16 protein-coding genes and 1 pseudogene are annotated in these 16,483 nt (G+C 59.8%); 5 read left to right on the top strand and 12 right to left on the bottom strand.

Going from position 1 to position 16,483, the window contains the following annotated elements:
• Window positions 1-168: 168 nt before the first annotated feature.
• Complete coding sequence (locus AC1RO5_RS11905; RefSeq protein ID WP_493174993.1) at window positions 169-693, bottom strand: GNAT family N-acetyltransferase; 525 nt, start codon at window positions 691-693, stop codon at window positions 169-171.
• A gap of 191 nt (window positions 694-884) precedes the next feature.
• On the opposite strand from AC1RO5_RS11905, the gene AC1RO5_RS11900 reads away from it, so the two are divergent.
• Window positions 885-2,324, top strand: a complete 1,440-nt coding sequence (locus tag AC1RO5_RS11900) for an ArnT family glycosyltransferase (RefSeq protein ID WP_493174991.1) — start codon at window positions 885-887, stop codon at window positions 2,322-2,324.
• Here the strand turns inward: AC1RO5_RS11900 and AC1RO5_RS11895 are convergent.
• Together AC1RO5_RS11895 and pmrG are read right to left on the bottom strand one after the other, a co-directional pair.
• On the bottom strand, window positions 2,275-3,138 hold the full coding sequence (locus AC1RO5_RS11895) for a phosphatase PAP2 family protein (protein WP_493174989.1): 864 nt from the start codon (window positions 3,136-3,138) through the stop codon (window positions 2,275-2,277). The genes AC1RO5_RS11900 and AC1RO5_RS11895 overlap by 50 nt on opposite strands.
• A gap of 34 nt (window positions 3,139-3,172) precedes the next feature.
• A complete protein-coding gene (pmrG, locus tag AC1RO5_RS11890; RefSeq protein ID WP_493174988.1) occupies window positions 3,173-3,844 on the bottom strand; it encodes a lipopolysaccharide core heptose(II)-phosphate phosphatase PmrG in 672 nt (223 codons plus the stop codon).
• Window positions 3,845-4,121: 277 nt separating this feature from the next.
• Between pmrG and AC1RO5_RS11885 the strand changes: the two are divergent.
• Together AC1RO5_RS11885 and AC1RO5_RS11880 are read left to right on the top strand one after the other, a co-directional pair.
• Window positions 4,122-5,135, top strand: a pseudogene (locus tag AC1RO5_RS11885) (methyl-accepting chemotaxis protein); the annotation flags it as partial.
• Between the two features lie 42 nt (window positions 5,136-5,177).
• Window positions 5,178-6,041 (top strand): methyl-accepting chemotaxis protein, encoded by an 864-nt coding sequence (locus AC1RO5_RS11880; RefSeq protein WP_404942596.1) that lies wholly within the window; start codon window positions 5,178-5,180, stop codon window positions 6,039-6,041.
• A 154-nt stretch (window positions 6,042-6,195) separates the two neighbouring features.
• Here the strand turns inward: AC1RO5_RS11880 and AC1RO5_RS11875 are convergent, their stop codons facing one another.
• The 8 genes from AC1RO5_RS11875 to mdaB all read right to left on the bottom strand — a co-directional run bounded on the left by AC1RO5_RS11875 (window position 6,196) and on the right by mdaB (window position 14,134).
• Window positions 6,196-6,408 (bottom strand): FitA-like ribbon-helix-helix domain-containing protein, encoded by a 213-nt coding sequence (locus AC1RO5_RS11875; RefSeq protein WP_493174987.1) that lies wholly within the window; start codon window positions 6,406-6,408, stop codon window positions 6,196-6,198.
• 67 nt (window positions 6,409-6,475) lie between these two features.
• Window positions 6,476-6,844, bottom strand: a complete 369-nt coding sequence (locus AC1RO5_RS11870; protein WP_493174986.1) for a glyoxalase superfamily protein — start codon at window positions 6,842-6,844, stop codon at window positions 6,476-6,478.
• Window positions 6,845-7,006: 162 nt separating this feature from the next.
• The gene (locus AC1RO5_RS11865; protein ID WP_493174985.1) at window positions 7,007-8,464 is read right to left on the bottom strand and encodes a D-aminoacylase; all 1,458 of its coding nucleotides are present in this window, start codon (window positions 8,462-8,464) and stop codon (window positions 7,007-7,009) included.
• Between the two features lies 1 nt (window position 8,465).
• A complete protein-coding gene (locus AC1RO5_RS11860; protein WP_493174984.1) occupies window positions 8,466-9,326 on the bottom strand; it encodes a MurR/RpiR family transcriptional regulator in 861 nt (286 codons plus the stop codon).
• A gap of 15 nt (window positions 9,327-9,341) precedes the next feature.
• Window positions 9,342-10,691, bottom strand: coding sequence for a GntT/GntP/DsdX family permease (locus tag AC1RO5_RS11855; RefSeq protein ID WP_493174983.1), 1,350 nt, complete (start codon window positions 10,689-10,691; stop codon window positions 9,342-9,344).
• A 215-nt stretch (window positions 10,692-10,906) separates the two neighbouring features.
• A complete protein-coding gene (locus AC1RO5_RS11850) occupies window positions 10,907-12,352 on the bottom strand; it encodes a SulP family inorganic anion transporter (RefSeq protein ID WP_493174982.1) in 1,446 nt (481 codons plus the stop codon).
• A gap of 114 nt (window positions 12,353-12,466) precedes the next feature.
• Window positions 12,467-13,378 carry a LysR substrate-binding domain-containing protein gene (locus AC1RO5_RS11845; protein WP_493174981.1) on the bottom strand — a complete coding sequence of 304 codons (912 nt, stop codon included), beginning with the start codon at window positions 13,376-13,378 and terminating at the stop codon, window positions 12,467-12,469.
• Window positions 13,379-13,543: 165 nt separating this feature from the next.
• Window positions 13,544-14,134 carry an NADPH:quinone oxidoreductase MdaB gene (gene mdaB / locus AC1RO5_RS11840; protein WP_493174980.1) on the bottom strand — a complete coding sequence of 197 codons (591 nt, stop codon included), beginning with the start codon at window positions 14,132-14,134 and terminating at the stop codon, window positions 13,544-13,546.
• A 159-nt stretch (window positions 14,135-14,293) separates the two neighbouring features.
• Here mdaB and AC1RO5_RS11835 point away from each other — a divergent pair, with 159 nt between their 5' ends.
• Window positions 14,294-14,608: a putative quinol monooxygenase gene (locus AC1RO5_RS11835; protein ID WP_028939933.1), complete on the top strand. Its 315-nt coding sequence runs from the start codon at window positions 14,294-14,296 to the stop codon at window positions 14,606-14,608.
• Here the strand turns inward: AC1RO5_RS11835 and AC1RO5_RS11830 are convergent.
• A complete protein-coding gene (locus AC1RO5_RS11830) occupies window positions 14,598-15,362 on the bottom strand; it encodes a sulfite exporter TauE/SafE family protein (protein ID WP_493174979.1) in 765 nt (254 codons plus the stop codon). The two genes, AC1RO5_RS11835 and AC1RO5_RS11830, sit on opposite strands and share 11 nt — an antisense overlap.
• Before the next feature lie 199 nt (window positions 15,363-15,561).
• On the opposite strand from AC1RO5_RS11830, the gene AC1RO5_RS11825 reads away from it, so the two are divergent.
• On the top strand, window positions 15,562-16,446 hold the full coding sequence (locus tag AC1RO5_RS11825; protein ID WP_493174978.1) for a LysR substrate-binding domain-containing protein: 885 nt from the start codon (window positions 15,562-15,564) through the stop codon (window positions 16,444-16,446).
• Window positions 16,447-16,483: the final 37 nt, after the last annotated feature.

Here is a 16,483-nt window from a genome sequence, read left to right as displayed (position 1 = left end):
AATATGGAAAAGCCTTCCATCCACATGAACTTTTCTTCACCCCACCACCTCTCTCCAACCTGTACATTCCCCTCGCTCATTCAAGAAACTACGGTTTGCCCGCCCTCCCGCGGGCTTTTTTTTGTCTGCGATTTGGTTAGCGGTCGGTGCAAGTGACCGCTCCCACAATCATTTCAACCGATACAAATACGTATCCTGCGCCTCATGCGGCTGCAAACAAGGCATCTGATAACACCGTCTGATCAAGCCAAACCCGGCCGCTTCGGCCAGCCGCTGGCTCGCCACATTGGCCGAGGCGATGGACAGGTAAAAGGTGAAACCGGGCATGCTTTTGATCAACGCTTCAAGCGCCGTGCGCATATAGCCTTTGCCCGAATACTCGGTATTGACCCAATAGCCGACGACATACCGGTTGCGGCGCCGGGGCTTCAAGCCAATGCAGCCGATGATCGTGTGCGTGGCATCGTCGACGATAAACAGCCGCCGCTCACCGGTTTCGCTTTTGAATTCATCGACTGCCCGCGCGAGGAACGATCGGGCCTCGTCCTCGGTGGTGTAGGGTTTGGCCCAGGGCAGAAATTCGCAATGAGCGATAAAACTGGCGTTCAGCGCATGCTGCAACGCTTTACACCATTCGGGGTCGGGGGCGCTCAATCTCAATGCGTGAGTGCCAACCGTCAGCGCTAGCTCCATTGCATCATCCTTAACTACAAACTCCATGACGTCAGACAATAACAGCGCCAGGAAGGGCTCTGCTACTCAGATGGGCCCCGTTAGTGCTGCCCCGACGTCGCCCGTGACCTCTCGCTGGCCGTTCACGATTCGTTAAGCATGCACCTCGTATGCTCAAGCTTCCCGGTCCCCTGCTCGGTAGTCAGAAGTTCATGTCACGCGCCGTCTCTTCACTGTTTCTGCTCGCCGCTCTGCTGTTTTTCTTCGCGCTAAGCAATCACCAATTACAAGGTTCCACGGAGGCCCGGGTCGCCGGAATTGCCATGGAGATGCACCTGGACAACGACTGGGTGACCCCGCATTTGTTCGGCGAGCCATTTCTTGAAAAACCGCCCTTGAGCTTGTGGCTCGACGCCGGGGCGATTCGCGCATTCGGCGGTACGCCGTGGGCGGTGCGGCTGGCGTCGGCGTTTGCCGGGTTGTTCAGCGTGATGTTGCTGTATGCGATGCTACGGCGGTTCGACCGGCCCAAGGCGATTGCCTGGACCGCGGGGATTTTGCTGGCGACCATGGCCAGTTACTGGAGCAACACGCGCAGCGTCGGCGAAGACGCGTTGCTGGCCTTCGGCGTGAGCATGGCGCTGCTGGCATTTTTTCAGGGGACACGGTACTCGACTGTCGGCAACGCCCTGCTTTTTGCATCAGGGATCGCCATCGCGACATTGAGCAAAGGGGTACTGGGGCTGGCGATGCCAGGGGTGGTGATCTTCGCGTATCTGCTGGCCGAAACCTTGATGGACAAGCGCCTGAAGCCCTGGGACTGGCTGCGCCCCGGCTTGTTGACACTGTTGGGGCTGGTGCCGCTGATGATCTGGCTCGCAGTGCTGTATCAACGCGGTGGCGCGCATGCCGTGGGGGAAGTGTTGCTGACCAATAGCGTCGGGCGCTTCAGCGGCTCTTTCGTCGAGGCCGGACATTACGAACCGTTCTACTACTACCTGGCCAAGCTGCCGGAGGCCTTCGCGCCCTGGAACATTCTGGTGTACCTGGGGCTGTGGCACTTTCGCAAAAGCCTGATGGCCAATCGTTACCTGTTGTTCTTCACGGTGTGGCTGCTGGCGCAGTTCGTCATGCTGACTCTGGCGTCGAGCAAACGCACGGTGTACCTGATGTCCATGACGCCGGCGGCGGCGGTGATTGCCGCGGAGTATGCGAGAGTGCTGTTCGAGCGACTTCAAGCCTACACCGGTGCGTCGACCTTGCCAGGGCTGATTGTCCGGCATCGTCGCAGTGTAGGCATTGGCGTATTGGCGGTGGTGATCGGCAGCTATCTCGCTGCCGCACAATGGGTATTGCCTCACGCTGATCGCAAACTGTCCTTCCTGCCGCTGACCGAGCAGATTCAGACGTTGCAGGCCAGCGGGCAACAAGTCGCGTTGTTTCAAGCCAACGAGCGGGTGGGCGGCGCCAGCGTGTTCTACACCCGGCGCGTACTCAAAGGCCTGGATACCGAGGCGCAATTGCATGAGTTTCTGAGCGCCTCACCGGCTAATGTGGCACTCATGTCTGGTGTAAATGAACCCGCCGCGCCCTTAAAGGTGATCAAGACAATGAAGGTGGGGCGTCAGGCTTACTACTTTGTGACCCTGTAAACGGCTCAGCGACGGGTAGCGCAGCCTTCTGCAACAACGGCAACTCCAGCCGCGCACGCCCATAAAACGCCAATGCCGTCAGTAAACACGTCAGCCACACGAAGATCCCGGCCCAAAAGGTGTGGGACATGTAGTGCCAGCCTTGCAGGACCCGTGTCGTGCCGTAGATGAAACCAAGCAGCAGCGAGCCGTACATCACAGTTTTTGCGTACCGCCAGCGGTAGCGGCGAGCCACGAAGTACAGCGCGAGCATCGTGAAGCCGCCCGACGCATGCCCACCCGGCCAGCAGCGACCGTCACCGGCTTCTTTCAGCAAGTCAAAATTCTGGTACCACTCCTTGTGCTCGATTTTCCCGGCGTACTGAGTGGTTTCAACCGGGCAATACACACTGGTGTGGCTCTTGAGGTAGTGGATAACGCCGGTGCTGATGGAAAACGCGAACACCACGTAGAGAAAGTCCCGACGGTGTTTACTGGCGAATCGAAGCACGGGCGCGACTTTGATTTTTTCCAGGAACGCGATGATCTTCGAATGTTTTTCAGCCTTCAATCGCGGCCAGAGAAATGACAGCAAGGCACCAATGATCGCGACCTCACCGGTCCAGTTCGGGATGATTCGCGCCCATTTATGGGTGATCTGCTCGAACAGACGGACATGGTCCAACGGAAACAGCCGGGTAGCCGGGTCATAAAAAAGATCGCTGAAAGCGATGTCGATTTTGGTCATGTCAAACATCAGGAACACCGCTACCGCGCAGGCCAGCGGAATACCAAAGTTCACCCAGTAAAAGCGGTAACGGGAAGAAGTCAGCATCGTACGTCCAGATCCAGAGGGATGATGAAGAAGCTCATTCGGTGGTCACCGAATGCCAGTCAGAGGCTTCGATGGAACCAAGCATGCGAGGTTCCTGAGGTTTTTCAGCGGAGATAAACAGAGAGGCACCATAGCCTAGAGTAGCGGTCGGCAGCTTGAGATCTTTTTCAAGTTCCGCCATGCACTCACTGTGAGTCACCAGAATCAGGTTGCGCCCGGCCACTTTGTGCGCCAGGGCATCGCGCAATATGCTGCCCTTGCAGTTGATCAGCCAGTCTTCGCCGACGCCGACCTTGTTGAACATATAACTGGAAGTCTGTGCCGCACGGATGATCGGACTGTTATAGATATCGGTCTTGTTCAGGCCCAGATGTTCAAACTGCGCACCGACACCCACTGCCACACTGCGCGAGCGATCCGTAATGCCATCATTGCCAATCAGACAGGCGGCGGTGGAGTGATCGCAACGCTCGACGTGACGCACCAGCACGATCATGTCGCCCTTGGCCCAACCCGCAGCCAGCGCACGGGCGCCCGCCACATTGCCATGGGCCAGATCGGGCACAGCCGCAGGCCGCAACAGCCACACGGTCAGCGGAATCACCAGCAGCAACGAGGCCACGATGACCACGGCGTTTCGATAACGGGCCAAACGCCTTAGATCGATCGAGCGTTTTATCCCGAACAGACTCAGTCTCAATTCCACGTTTAGCCGCCTCGCCGGCATGCATCACAATCATACAAAGCCGCCAGAGTAGAGAGTCTCGCGTTGGCTGCTGGTGAAACTCATGTGAAAAAAAGCTTAAGAGTCGCCCAATTCAAGAGCCTCCCAAAAAATCTTGTTACAGAATCGGTACAACAAAATCCTTTCAGCTCACGCGATTGCTGCCGATACATACCTGCTACACACCTTGCTGGCTCCTAAAAACAAAAATCTTCCAGCCAACCGACGATCTAACGCGCAACGTTCCTGGAGGAATTTGATGAATAGCTGGTTCGGTAACATCAGCGTGAACCTGAAACTGGGCCTGGGATTCGGCCTGGTCCTGGCACTGACCTGCATCCTCGCCCTGACCGGCTGGACCAGCCTGGGCGGGTTGATTGACCGCAGCAACTGGATGAGCGACATCACTCAGCTCAATGCCGGCCTGACCAAGCTGCGTGTGGTTCGCTTGCAATACATGCTGACCAATGGCGACGAAACCGCCGCACAGAATGTGCAAACCACCCTGGACAGTTTTGTTGCTCAGCAAACCGCCCTGCTGGGCAGCTTCAAAAACCCTGAAAACGTCAAAATGCTCAAAGAGCAGGCCGCGACCATCGCCGCTTATCAGACGTCGCTGAACAAAATGCGCAGCGCCTACCGCACCGGCAACAGCGCCCGCGACGCCATGGGCGCCAACGCCGAAACCGCCGGCAAGCTGATCGATGCGATCAACATCCGTGTGCAGCAAATGCCCTTGAGCGATCAGCGCTTCGAACAGTTCCTGGCCATCACCGCCGCCAAGGAAGCGTTCATTCTTGCCCGCTATGAAGTGCGCGGCTACACCGCCAACACCAATGCCGAGACCGAGCAGAAAGCCGTTTCCCAACTGGATGCGGCCATCGCCAGCCTGAAGTCGCTGAACGTGCATTTCGCCGAAACCCAGCAAGACGCCCTGCGTCAGCTGGAAACCGCGCTAAGCAACTACCGCAGTGCCTTGCAAGCCTATAAAGCCGCCAACAACGACTCGGTGCAGGCGCGCAAGGAAATGACCGACCAGGGCGCCGCCATCGTGACCCTGAGCGATAAACTGTATCAATTCCAGCTCGACCGCCGTGACGCCGAAAGCGCCCAGGCCCGCACATTGCAATTGATCAGTACCTTGTTGGCGTTGCTGGTGGGCATCATTGCCGCCGTGGTCATCACCCGTCAGATCACCGGCCCGTTGCGCGATACCCTTAAAGTGGTCGAGCGCATCGCCGGTGGTGACTTGTCTCAGGACATCAAAGTGACCCGCCGCGACGAGCTCGGTGTGTTGCAGCAAGGCATCGCGCGCATGGGCGTGACCCTGCGGGATTTAATCAGCGGCATCCGCGATGGCGTCACCCAGATCGCCAGCGCCGCCGAAGAACTGTCGGCCGTGACCGAGCAGACCAGCGCGGGTGTGAACAGCCAGAAAGTGGAAACCGATCAGGTCGCCACCGCCATGCACGAAATGACGGCCACGGTGCAGGAAGTCGCGCGCAACGCCGAAGAAGCCTCTCAGGCCGCAGCTGCCGCTGACGGTGAAGCTCGCGAAGGCGACAAAGTGGTCAACGAAGCCATCGCCCAGATCGAGCGCCTGGCCAGCGAAGTGGTGCGTTCCACTGAAGCGATGAGCGTGCTGCAGCAGGAAAGCGACAAGATCGGCAGCGTCATGGACGTGATCAAAGCCGTAGCCGAACAGACCAACCTGCTGGCACTCAACGCCGCCATCGAAGCGGCCCGTGCCGGTGAGGCCGGTCGTGGTTTTGCGGTGGTGGCTGACGAAGTTCGTGGCCTGGCCCAGCGCACGCAAAAATCCACCGAGGAAATCGAAGGCCTGGTGGCCGGTTTGCAAAACGGCACTCAACAAGTGGCGGCGGTGATGAACAACAGCCGTACCCTGACCGACAGCAGCGTGGCGCTGACCCGCAAGGCCGGCGTATCACTGGAAAACATCACCCGCACGGTGTCCAACATTCAGTCGATGAACCAGCAGATCGCTGCCGCCGCCGAGCAACAAAGCGCCGTGGCCGAAGAAATCAGCCGCAGCATCATCAACGTACGCGACGTGTCCGAACAGACCGCCACCGCCAGCGACGAAACCGCTGCGTCCAGTGTTGAACTGGCGCGATTGGGCAATCAGTTGCAGATGATGGTGAGCCACTTCCGGGTTTGATATTCACTTTGCGGTGAATGAAAGATCCATTCGCGGGCAAGCCTCGCTCCTACAGGTTACTCACTGAACCTGTGGGAGCGGGCTTGCCCGCGAATGCTTTTGAACAGACACAAGTTATTTCGGGTTAGCCCTTGCTTCGCATTCACTGCCCACTCTAGCGATGTGGCAGATCCAACACGATCCCGCCACTAGTTTTGAATCGGTTGTTGATTCGAGTCCCCAATCCATGAGCACCATCCATCTGATCGAGAGCGCGCCTCAGAATCAAGCGAGCCTCTTCCTCCATGGACCTGCCGTTGCTGCGCGCGTTGTTGCGCAATTGCTCATAAATCTGCGGGTCAAGATTGCCAATGGTAAGGCTGGCCATAAGCGCCCTCTGTGCTCGCTGAATTGATCGGACGACACTATCACGGGTTAAGCTTTTTCCTGCTGCCTCAAACACTAATCGTATTGGTAAAAACCAACCGATTCCCGAACGGATCAGTCACAGTCATGTCCTGGCTACCCCACGGCATGGCCTGAATCTGTGGGCGAGCGAAAGAATATTCCTTGGCCAGCAATTGCTGCTGAAACGCCTCCAGCTCATCGGTCTCGATGCGCAGGGCTGAGCCCGGTGTCGCGTCGCCATGGTGTTCGGACAGGTGCAGCACACATTCGCCGCGCGACACTTGCAGGTACAGCGGGAAGTTCGCTTCGAAACGATGCTGCCAGTCGATCTTGAACCCCAGGAACTCGACGTAGAACTCCAAAGCCTTGGTTTCGTCGAAAGTCCGCAGGATTGGGGTGGTTTTGCCGAAACTCATGGGGTAACTCCCTGACTGAAAGAGCCCAGTGTAGCTGGGCTGGATGTCAGCGCTTCGGCTTGGCGACGGCTTTCTTTAATTGCAATGAGCCACCATGAGACGCAAGTCAAAAGATCGTCCGCACGCGGCCCGAACCTTCGGCAGCGCCTACGAAGGCGGCGATCAATGAAACCCTTTACGCAAATTCCCCTCCCGCGCCAGAAACCGCCCTTCCCTTCTGCCGTTCGCCTGCCCGTCGCGATAACTCAAGGCACCGTTGATCCAAACGCCATCAATCCCTTGCGCCGCCCGTTGCGGATCGTTGAAGTCGGCCACATCGCGAATCGTCGCAGGATCGAACAACACCAGATCCGCCCAATACCCTTCACGAATCTCGCCACGTTCCTTCAAGCCAAATCGTGCAGCCGACAACCCGGTCATCTTGTGCACGGCGGTGTGCAGCGGAAACAGGCCGACGTCGCGACTGAAATGTCCGAGCACTCGTGGAAACGCGCCCCACAAGCGTGGATGCGGAAACGGGTCTTCCGGCAAGCCGTCGGAGCCGACCATCGACAGCGGGTGTGCGAGGATGCTTCGTACATCGGCCTCGTCCATGCCGTAATACACCGCGCCGGCCGGTTGCAGTCGGCGGCCAGCTTCGAGCAGTGGCACGTTCCATTCGGCGGCAATGTCGATCAGATCCCGACCACCCATTTCCGGATGTGGCGTGGACCAGGTGATGGTGATGCGATGGGCGTCGGTGACTTGCTTGAGGTCCAGCGTCGAAGAACTCGCCGCATAGGGATAACAATCGCAAGCCACCGGGTGGGTTTTCGCGGCGTGTTCGAGGGACGCCAGCAGTTGCGGACTACGGCCCCAGTTACCGGCGCCGGCACATTTGAGGTGGGAAATGATCACCGGCGACTGTGCGTGACGTCCGATGCGGAACGCCTCGTCCATGGCCTCCAGCACCGGTTCGAATTCACTGCGTAAATGGGTGGTGTAAACCGCGCCGAATGCCGTCAGCTCTTCGGTCAGTTGCATCACCTCTTCGGTGGAAGCCGAGAAGGCGCTGGCGTAGGCCAGGCCTGTGGATAAACCCAAGGCACCGGCTTCAAGGCTGTCGCGCAGTTGCTCGCGCATCGCGCTGATTTCATCGGCGGTCGCGGTGCGATACAGGTCGTCCAGGTGATTGCTGCGCAACGCGGTGTGCCCCACCAGCGCGGCCACGTTCAGTGTGGTATTGGCCGCCTCGACGGCGGCGCGATAGTCGCTGAAGCGCGGATAAACAAACGCCGCGGCGGTGCCGAGCAAGTTCATCGGGTCCGGCGGATCACCGCGCAAACTCACCGGCGATGCGCTGATCCCGCAATTGCCGACGATCACCGTGGTCACGCCCTGGCTGAGTTTTGGCAGCATCTGTGGCTGGCGGATCACCACCGTATCGTCATGGGTGTGCACGTCGATGAAACCTGGGGCCAATACTCTTCCGGCAGCATCGATTTCGTCGGTGGCGCGAGCGTCGTGCAAGTCGCCGATACGCACGATGCGGCCGTTCAGAATCGCCACGTCAGCGGAATAGCCGGGGGTGTTGCTGCCATCGATAATCAGCGCATTGCGGATTAGCGTGTCGTACATCATGTCAGTCTCCCAGCGGCAAGTGATCGTCGCCGCCGCGGTAGTCGTCCAGGGCCAGTTTGATCCGCCGCAGACGTTCTTGATTGTCTTCAGGATTGGCCAGCGCCAGTTCGGTGGCGAGCACGTCGATGGCCAGCAACATGCCGTAGCGCGCCGCCGTGGGTTTGTAGATAAACGAGGTCTCGGCGCTTTGCAGTGGCAACAGCACATCGGCCATTTGCGCCAACGGCGAGTCGGCGCGGGAGATGGCGAGAATTCGTGCGCCGTAGCTGCGCGCCAATTCCACCGCTTCGAGCAGTTCGGGCGTGATACCGGTTAGCGAGCAGGCGATGAGCGCGTGTTCGGCGCCGAGGCTGGCGGCGGTGACACGCATCATCACCGGGTCGTGACACACCGCTATCGGGTAGCCGAGGCGTACCAGGCGCACTTGCAGTTCATCGCTGCACAGGGTCGAGCAGCCACCCATGCCGAAGGCGTGAATCATCCGCGCCTTACCCAGCAATTTCACCGCATCGGCGAAGCGCGACTCATCGAACGCCGCCAGGTGCTGGCGCAAGGTCGACTCGATATCGCCGACGATCTGCCCGTAGAACGCCGACTGCTCGGGCGTGCCCGCTGGGTCGAGAAAGCGGCTGCCGACACCGCTGGCCTGGGCCAGTTGCAGGCGCAAATCCCGCAGGTCGCGGCAACCGACTGTGCGGGCGAATCGCGACAATGTGGCGGTGCTGACTTCCGCTCGCTGCGCCAGTTCATCGAGGCTGGCGGACGCTGAAAATCCTACGTCGTCGAGCATCAGCCGAGCGATACGTCCTTCACCGGCACTGAAGGATTCCTGACGGGCGCGGATCTGATAGAGGATGTCCATGGCGGATGGCTCCGACTAAAGCAGGTGAGAAAGGCCTACGGTCAGGCCGAAGGCGACCACCGAGATCAGCGTCTCGAGCACTGTCCAGGTCTTGAAGGTCTGGGTAACGGTCATGTTGAAGTATTCCTTGATCAACCAGAAGCCGCCGTCGTTGACGTGGGAAAAGATAACCGACCCTGCCCCCGTCGCCAGCACCAACAACTCTGGATGCGGATAACCCAGACTAACGGCCACCGGCGCGACAATCCCCGAAGCGGTGGTCATGGCCACGGTGGCGGAGCCGGTGGCAATGCGCATCAACGCAGCGAACAGCCAACCCATCATCAACGGTGACAACTGGAATTCATCGGCCAGGCTGACGATCTGATTGGTGACGCCAGCGTCCACCAGAATCCGGTTCAAGCCACCACCGGCACCAACCAGCAAGGTGATGCTGGCGGTCGGCGCCAGGCATTCATTGGTGAACTTGAGGATCGATTCGCGGTTGAAGCCCTGGGCCAGGCCGAGGGTCCAGAAACTCAGCAAGGTCGCCAGCAACAAGGCGATCACCGAGTTGCCGATGAACAGCAGGAACTGATTGAAACCGCTACCCGGCGTGGAGATCAGGTTGGCCCAGCCGCCGATCAACATCAGCACCACCGGCAGCAGAATGGTGGCCATGGTGACACCAAAACCCGGCAGGCTATCGCGCGGCTCACGCTCCAGGAACTGGCGCTCCAAGGGGTTATCGTCCGGCAGTTGAATGCGCGGCACGATGAATTTGGCGTACAGGGGACCGGCGATGATCGCGGTCGGAATACCAATCAGAATCGCGTAGAGCAAGGTCTGCCCCACCGACGCCTGATAAACCTGCACCGCCAGCATCGCCGCCGGGTGCGGCGGTACCAGCGCGTGGACCACCGAAAGCCCCGCAACCATCGGCAAACCGACCATCAGAATCGACACGCCCACCCGCCGCGCCACGGTGAATGCGATCGGCACCAGCAAGACAAAACCGACCTCGAAGAACAGCGGCAGACCTACAAGAAAGGCAATACACACCATCGCCCAGTGGGCATTTTTCTCACCGAAACGGTCGATCAAGGTGCGCGCCACCTGCTCGGCGCCACCGGACTCGGCCATCATCTTGCCGAGCATCGTGCCCAGCGCCACCACCAGCGCAATGTGCCCCAGCGTCTTGCCAACCCCGGCTTCATACGCCCCGACCACACCCGACGGCGGCATTCCCGCCAACAGCGCCAGTCCGATGGACACCAGGGTGATCACAATGAAGGGATTGATCCGGTAACGGGCGATCAGAACGATCAGCGCAATGATGGCGATGGCGGCGTAAACCAACAGCCAATAGCCGAAGGAAAGCGTCATGCGGTACTCCTCGAAAGGGTCACGTCGAATGGGTTGTGAAACTCATAAATCATTTCGACGCGCTACTTTCAAACGAAGTGAAAGTAATTTTCGTGGAGGGATAAGGGATGTCGTGCAGAGGTATGGGAGGTCGCGGGTTATGAAAATCGGACAGTGGAACTTTCATCCCCCTACGCTGATCAACGATCAGCGTCCGTTCTTGAGACAATCGCGCGTCAGTCGTGATGCTCGCTGGCGCGCTTGAGCAGTTTCTTGCAGCGTTCAGACAGGTGCAGTACGCGTAGCTGCTTGCCAACCTTGGTGTAGCGCTCGCGCAATGTCTTCAGCGCGGCGATGGCCGAATAGTCGACAAAGCTCAGGTGGCGACAGTCGACGGTGACCACGGACGGATCATTGGCGGGATCGAACTGGTTGAGAAAAGGCGTCGTCGAGGCGAAGAACAACGTGCCATGCAGGAGGTAGAGCTTGCTGCCGTCGGCTTCAACGTGACTGTCGGCATACAGTTCGCGAGCCTGTTGCCAGGCAAAGTTGAGCGCCGCAATGATGATCCCGCACAACACGGCGATGGCCAGATCGGTGAACACCGTAATCACCGAGACCGCAATGATCACCAAGACATCATTCAGCGGCACCTTGTTAAGCACCCGCAGCGAAGCCCAGGCGAACGTCTGCTGCGACACCACGAACATCACCCCGACCAGTGCGGCCAGCGGGATGCGCTCGATCAGCGGCGAAAGGAACAGCACAAACAGCAGGATCATCCCCCCGGCCACCGCACCAGACAGCCGACCGCGACCGCCGGAGCTGAGGTTGATCACGGTTTGCCCGATCATCGCGCAGCCGCCCATGCCGCCGAACATGCCGGAGACCACATTGGCAGCGCCCAATGCCACGCACTCGCGATCCGGGTAACCGCGGCTCTCGGTGATCTCGTCGGTGAGGTTCAGGGTCAGCAGGGTTTCCAGCAGGCCGACCAATGCCATCAATATCGCGTAAGGGGCGATGATGCGCAGGGTTTCCAGGCTCCAGGGGATGTCTGGCAGCGCAAAACCCGGCAAGCCACCGGCAATGTGCGCCATGTCGCCCAGGGTGCGGGTCGGCAGGCCGAGCAGGTAAACCACTAGCCCAACGCCCAGAATCGCCACCAGCGCCGGCGGCACGGCCCGCGTCAGGCGCGGCATCAGGTAAACGATGGCCATCGTCAGCGCCACCAGCCCGATCATCATGTACAGCGGCGCACCACTCAACCAGGCCTCACCGCTCTTGAAGTGCTCCAACTGGGCCAGCGCAATGACAATCGCCAGACCGTTGACGAAGCCGAGCATCACCGGGTGCGGCACCATGCGCACCAACTTGCCCAGCCTCAACAGACCAAACGCCAGCATGATCAGCCCGCCCAGCAGCACCGTCGCCAGCAAGTACTGGGCACCGTGCTGCACCACCAGCGCGACGATCACCACGGCCATCGATCCGGCGGCACCAGACACCATCCCCGGCCGTCCGCCGAAGAGCGCAGTCAGGGTACAGATGATGAAAGCACCGTACAGCCCCATCAATGGATTGAGGTGGGCCACCAGCGCGAAAGCGATACATTCGGGGAGCAGGGCGAAAGAGGTGGTGAGTCCGGCCAGGACATCGGCGCGCAGACGTTTGGACTTCATGGTTTACCTAAAAATGCAGGCGGGAAAAGAGGGACGCGGATGTTACGGAGTTGACGGCGGGCGGGCCAGTGAATGGGTGGCCTGCTCGCAATGAACGATCACGCGGCCTGCGAATCAGCCCTTGAAATCGGCAATCGCATAAGCTGCCAATTTGCCCTGGATGAAGTCCAGGAAGCACTGGATCCGCAGGGCCAGTTGCGAATTGCGGTAGTACACCGCGTTGATGGGTTGGCGATATCCGCTGTTGAACTCCGCCAGCAACACCTGCAAGCGACCGGCGCGGATGTCGTCGATGGTCATGAAGTGCGACAGGCAGGCAATGCCCTGCCCGGCCAACGCCAGGTGCCTGACCGTCTCGCCACTCGACGCGCTGAGCGACGCCTGGATCGGCCAGCGGTCACCGTGGACATAGCGCAGTGGCCATTGGTTGAGGCCTTCGTTATGGGTAAAACCCAGCAGCGTGTGCTCGCTCAAATCCTCGACAGCGCTCGGTACGCCGTGTTGCTCCAGATACGCTGTGCTTGCGACGATGTGTAGCGGGCTGCACCCCAGGGAGCGGGCATGCAAGGTCGAGTCGGCCAGCGTGCCGATGCGAATGGCGATGTCGGTGCTTTGTTCGAGCAGGTCGATGATCAAATCGTTGCTGTTGAGTTCGAGCTGGATGTCCGGGTAGAGACGGCGGAACTCATCGATGTACGGCACGATGGCGTGCAGCATGAACGGCGACGCGGCGTTGATCCGCAGTCGCCCGGACGGGGTTTGCTGGCGTGAGGACAGGCGCTCTTCGAGCTCGTCCATCTGATCGAGAATCAGCTTGGCGTGCTCGAAGAAATATTTGCCCTCTTCGGTCAGGTCCATGCGCCGCGTGGTGCGATTGATCAGCGTGGTATCGAGCTTGGCCTCCAGCCGCGACAGCGTGCGGCTGACCGCCGACGGCGTTTGCCCTACTTGCTCAGCCGCAGCCGAAATCGACCCGCACTCAATCACGCAGACGAAAATCTGCAACTCATCGGATCTGGCTTTCACGTGTGTCCTCGTTCGCGAATCGGCGTGACTTGAATCGCCAAGATCGCAGCCTTCGGCAGCTCCTACAAGGATTGCGTGCCCTGAACCTTCGGGTGTACGCCATCCGTAGGAGCTGCCGCAGGCTGCGATCTTTCCCGCCGTTGCGACGGATACTAGCCGGAAAACTCAGGCAGGCAGGCCAAACACCTCGGTCAAGTGCTGCTCATAACGCGCCACATCAGCTTCGATATTCGGGCGCTTCATCACATCGACGCACAAAAAGGTCGGCAAACCGGTCATGCCGAGGAAGGTGTTGGCCTTGTGGAACGGCAGGTACACCGCGTCCACGCCCTTGGCTTCGAAGAAGTCGGTCGAGTCGTCGAAGGCTTGCTGCGGGGCGTTCCAGGTCACCGACAGCATGTACTTTTTACCGTGCAACAAGCCGCCGCTGCCGTACTTCTGCGACGCGTCGGAGCGCGTGCGGCCGTCGCTGGCGTAGAGGCTGCCGTGGCCTGCAGTGAAGACTTCATCGACGTACTTCTTGACGGTCCAGGGCGCGCCCATCCACCAGCCGGGCATCTGATAAATGATCACATCGGCCCAGAGGAATTTGGCGACTTCCTCAGCGACGTCGTAGCCCTCGTCGATGAACGTGGTTTTCACATCCACACCACCGCGATCCAGCACGCTCAGCGCCGCTTCGTGCAGCGTCGTGTTGTAGCGACCATCGGAGTGGGCAAATTTTTTGCCGCCATTGAGCAACAGGACTTTTTTCATGAGAAATCTCGCAAGGTTGAAATCGATGGCGGCAGAGTAGCGATCAGCCTCGCGCGGAATAAGCGCTCAATCCGCAAAATTCATTTGACCTATACGCACGAATCAACAAGCGATTGTTGCCATAGACTTGCGTCGATTCTGACTGTTTAGGAGATTCTGATGAGCGAGCTGCAAGGCTTCATCCTGCACGCCAAGACCCGCCCGGAAAAAGCCGAGGCCTTCGAAGCGTTCTTCCGTGCCTACGTCGAACCGAGTCGCGCCGAACCCGGTTGCATCGAGTACCACATGCTGCGAGACAAACAGGACCCGACGCTGTTTATCTTCTACGAGATCTGGCAATCCCAGGCCCATCTGGACGTGCACTCGAACCTGCCGCATATGAAGCAGTTCCTCGACATGCGCATGGAGTATCTGGAGCGGGATTTCGATATCCGTCCGATTGAAATGCTCAGCACATCGTCCGCTAGCCGCTGATCAGCAAGTGGCCGCCGAGCACGCCGAGGCCGATGAAGAACACGCGCTTGAACAACACGGCGCTGATCCGCTGGCGCAGCCATTGCCCCAGCAACATGCCGAGCACCGCCGGGATCAGCGCCAGCAGTGACGCGCTCAACTCGCCACCGCCGAGGGCGCCGCGCCATAACAGGCCGGCGGCCAACGCGAGGGTCGAAACGGTGAACGACAGGCCCAGCGCCTGCACCAGTTCATCCTTGTTCAAGCCCAGCGCTTGCAGATAAGGCACCGCCGGAATCACGAAGACACCGGTGGCCGAGGTGATCACGCCCGTCAGCACACCGCAGAGCGGACCGAGCCAACGCTCGGTGCGACCGCCGACGTGCAAGGTTGGCAGGAACAACCCACTCAAGGCGTACATCAACAGCGCCGCCCCCAGCCCCCGTACCACCCAATGTCCACCGGCCATGCCGATCCACACTGTGCCAGCGCCAGTGCCGATGAAAATCGCCAGCAGCATCGGCCATAACCGGTTCAACAACCCGCGCAAATGACCGCCGAATGCCAGTTGCCAGACGTTGGTCAGCGTCGCGGGAATGATCAACAACGCCGCAGCCTGCGACGGTGCCATAGCCAGGCCGAGCAGGCCCATGGCAATGGTCGGCAGACCGAGGCCGATCACACCTTTGATCACCCCGGCCAGCAGGAAGGTAGCGATGACCAATAAGGAAAGGGCCAAGCCCAGATTTTGATAGAACGCGGCAAGTGTATTCATGGGGCTATCGTGAGCCCTGAAGAGTACCTTGAAAATCTGCCATATACTGAGGCTGCCTCTTGTTTACCAAGAGGCAATGATCGTTCCCACGCTCTGCGTGGGAATGCAGCCGTGACGCTTCGCGTCACATGCCGAAGCGGACGCAGAGCGTCCAGCGAGGCATTCCCACGCAGAGCGTGGGAACGATCCGGGACACTGTATGCACTTCGACCTCACCGACCTGCGCCTCTACCTGAATATCCTCGACACCGGCAACATCACCGCCGGTGCCGCCCGCAGCCATTTGTCGCTGGCGGCGGCGAGTGCACGAGTCCGCGCGATGGAAGCCTCACTGGGCATCGAGTTTCTGGAGCGAGGTCGCCGCGGTGTCAGCCCCACTCCGGCCGGCAAGGCACTGGCGCAGCACGCCCGAGTCCTGCTGCAACAGGCCGAGCGCATGCAGCAGGACCTGGTCGAATACGCCAAAGGCGTCAAAGGCCAGGTGCGGTTGCTGTGCAATACCACAGCGATCACCGAGTACCTGCCGGAATTGCTGGCGGACTTTTTGCGCGACCATCCGAACCTCGACATCGACCTGCAGGAACTGCCCAGCACACGCATCACCCACGCCTTGCGCCAGGGCGCGGCAGACCTGGGGATCGTGTCCGACGCCGTGGATACCGACGGCCTGCAAACCCGCTATTTCCGCGACGATCCGCTGGTGTTGATCCTGCCGTGGGGGCATCCGTTGGCAGGTACCGGTGCCGTAAGTTTCAGCACCACCTTGCACCACGATTACGTCGGCCTGAACGCCAACAGTGCCTTGGCCGTGTACCTGGAAGAACAAGCCCTGCATAGCGGCTTGCGGATGCAGGTCCGCATCCGCGCCGATGGTTTCGATGGCGTGATGCGCATGGTTGCCCGGGGGGCCGGGCTGGCGATCGTGCCCTTGGCGGCGGTCGAACGCTGGCCGGCTGAAACGCCGTTCAAAAGCGTCGCACTGGAAGAGCCGTGGGCTCGCCGCAAACTGTTGCTGTGCGCCCGGGACTTCACCGTACTGCCCGGTTATGCCCAGGCCTTGCTGAACGCCTTGACTCTCCCCTGAGGGGCAGACTTTACCCTTGAGGTTTCATCTTCAGGGA

This window comes from Pseudomonas sp. GW822-FHT02G04, from assembly GCF_058802085.1.
The sequence above is the reverse complement of the archived record's forward strand: the minus strand, read 5'-3'. Positions and strand labels throughout refer to the sequence as shown.

Excerpts from the sequence above, each read along its gene's own strand:
- AC1RO5_RS11905 (WP_493174993.1), bottom strand. The coding sequence starts at position 693 with ATGGAGCTAGCGCTGACGGTTGGCACTCACGCATTGAGATTGAGCGCC.
- AC1RO5_RS11900 (WP_493174991.1), top strand. The coding sequence starts at position 885 with ATGTCACGCGCCGTCTCTTCACTGTTTCTGCTCGCCGCTCTGCTGTTT.
- AC1RO5_RS11895 (WP_493174989.1), bottom strand. The coding sequence starts at position 3,138 with ATGCTGACTTCTTCCCGTTACCGCTTTTACTGGGTGAACTTTGGTATT.
- AC1RO5_RS11880 (WP_404942596.1), top strand. The coding sequence starts at position 5,178 with ATGGGCGTGACCCTGCGGGATTTAATCAGCGGCATCCGCGATGGCGTC.
- AC1RO5_RS11875 (WP_493174987.1), bottom strand. The coding sequence starts at position 6,408 with ATGGCCAGCCTTACCATTGGCAATCTTGACCCGCAGATTTATGAGCAA.
- AC1RO5_RS11870 (WP_493174986.1), bottom strand. The coding sequence starts at position 6,844 with ATGAGTTTCGGCAAAACCACCCCAATCCTGCGGACTTTCGACGAAACC.
- AC1RO5_RS11865 (WP_493174985.1), bottom strand. The coding sequence starts at position 8,464 with ATGATGTACGACACGCTAATCCGCAATGCGCTGATTATCGATGGCAGC.
- AC1RO5_RS11860 (WP_493174984.1), bottom strand. The coding sequence starts at position 9,326 with ATGGACATCCTCTATCAGATCCGCGCCCGTCAGGAATCCTTCAGTGCC.
- AC1RO5_RS11855 (WP_493174983.1), bottom strand. The coding sequence starts at position 10,691 with ATGACGCTTTCCTTCGGCTATTGGCTGTTGGTTTACGCCGCCATCGCC.
- AC1RO5_RS11850 (WP_493174982.1), bottom strand. The coding sequence starts at position 12,352 with ATGAAGTCCAAACGTCTGCGCGCCGATGTCCTGGCCGGACTCACCACC.
- mdaB (WP_493174980.1), bottom strand. The coding sequence starts at position 14,134 with ATGAAAAAAGTCCTGTTGCTCAATGGCGGCAAAAAATTTGCCCACTCC.
- AC1RO5_RS11835 (WP_028939933.1), top strand. The coding sequence starts at position 14,294 with ATGAGCGAGCTGCAAGGCTTCATCCTGCACGCCAAGACCCGCCCGGAA.
- AC1RO5_RS11830 (WP_493174979.1), bottom strand. The coding sequence starts at position 15,362 with ATGAATACACTTGCCGCGTTCTATCAAAATCTGGGCTTGGCCCTTTCC.
- AC1RO5_RS11825 (WP_493174978.1), top strand. The coding sequence starts at position 15,562 with ATGCACTTCGACCTCACCGACCTGCGCCTCTACCTGAATATCCTCGAC.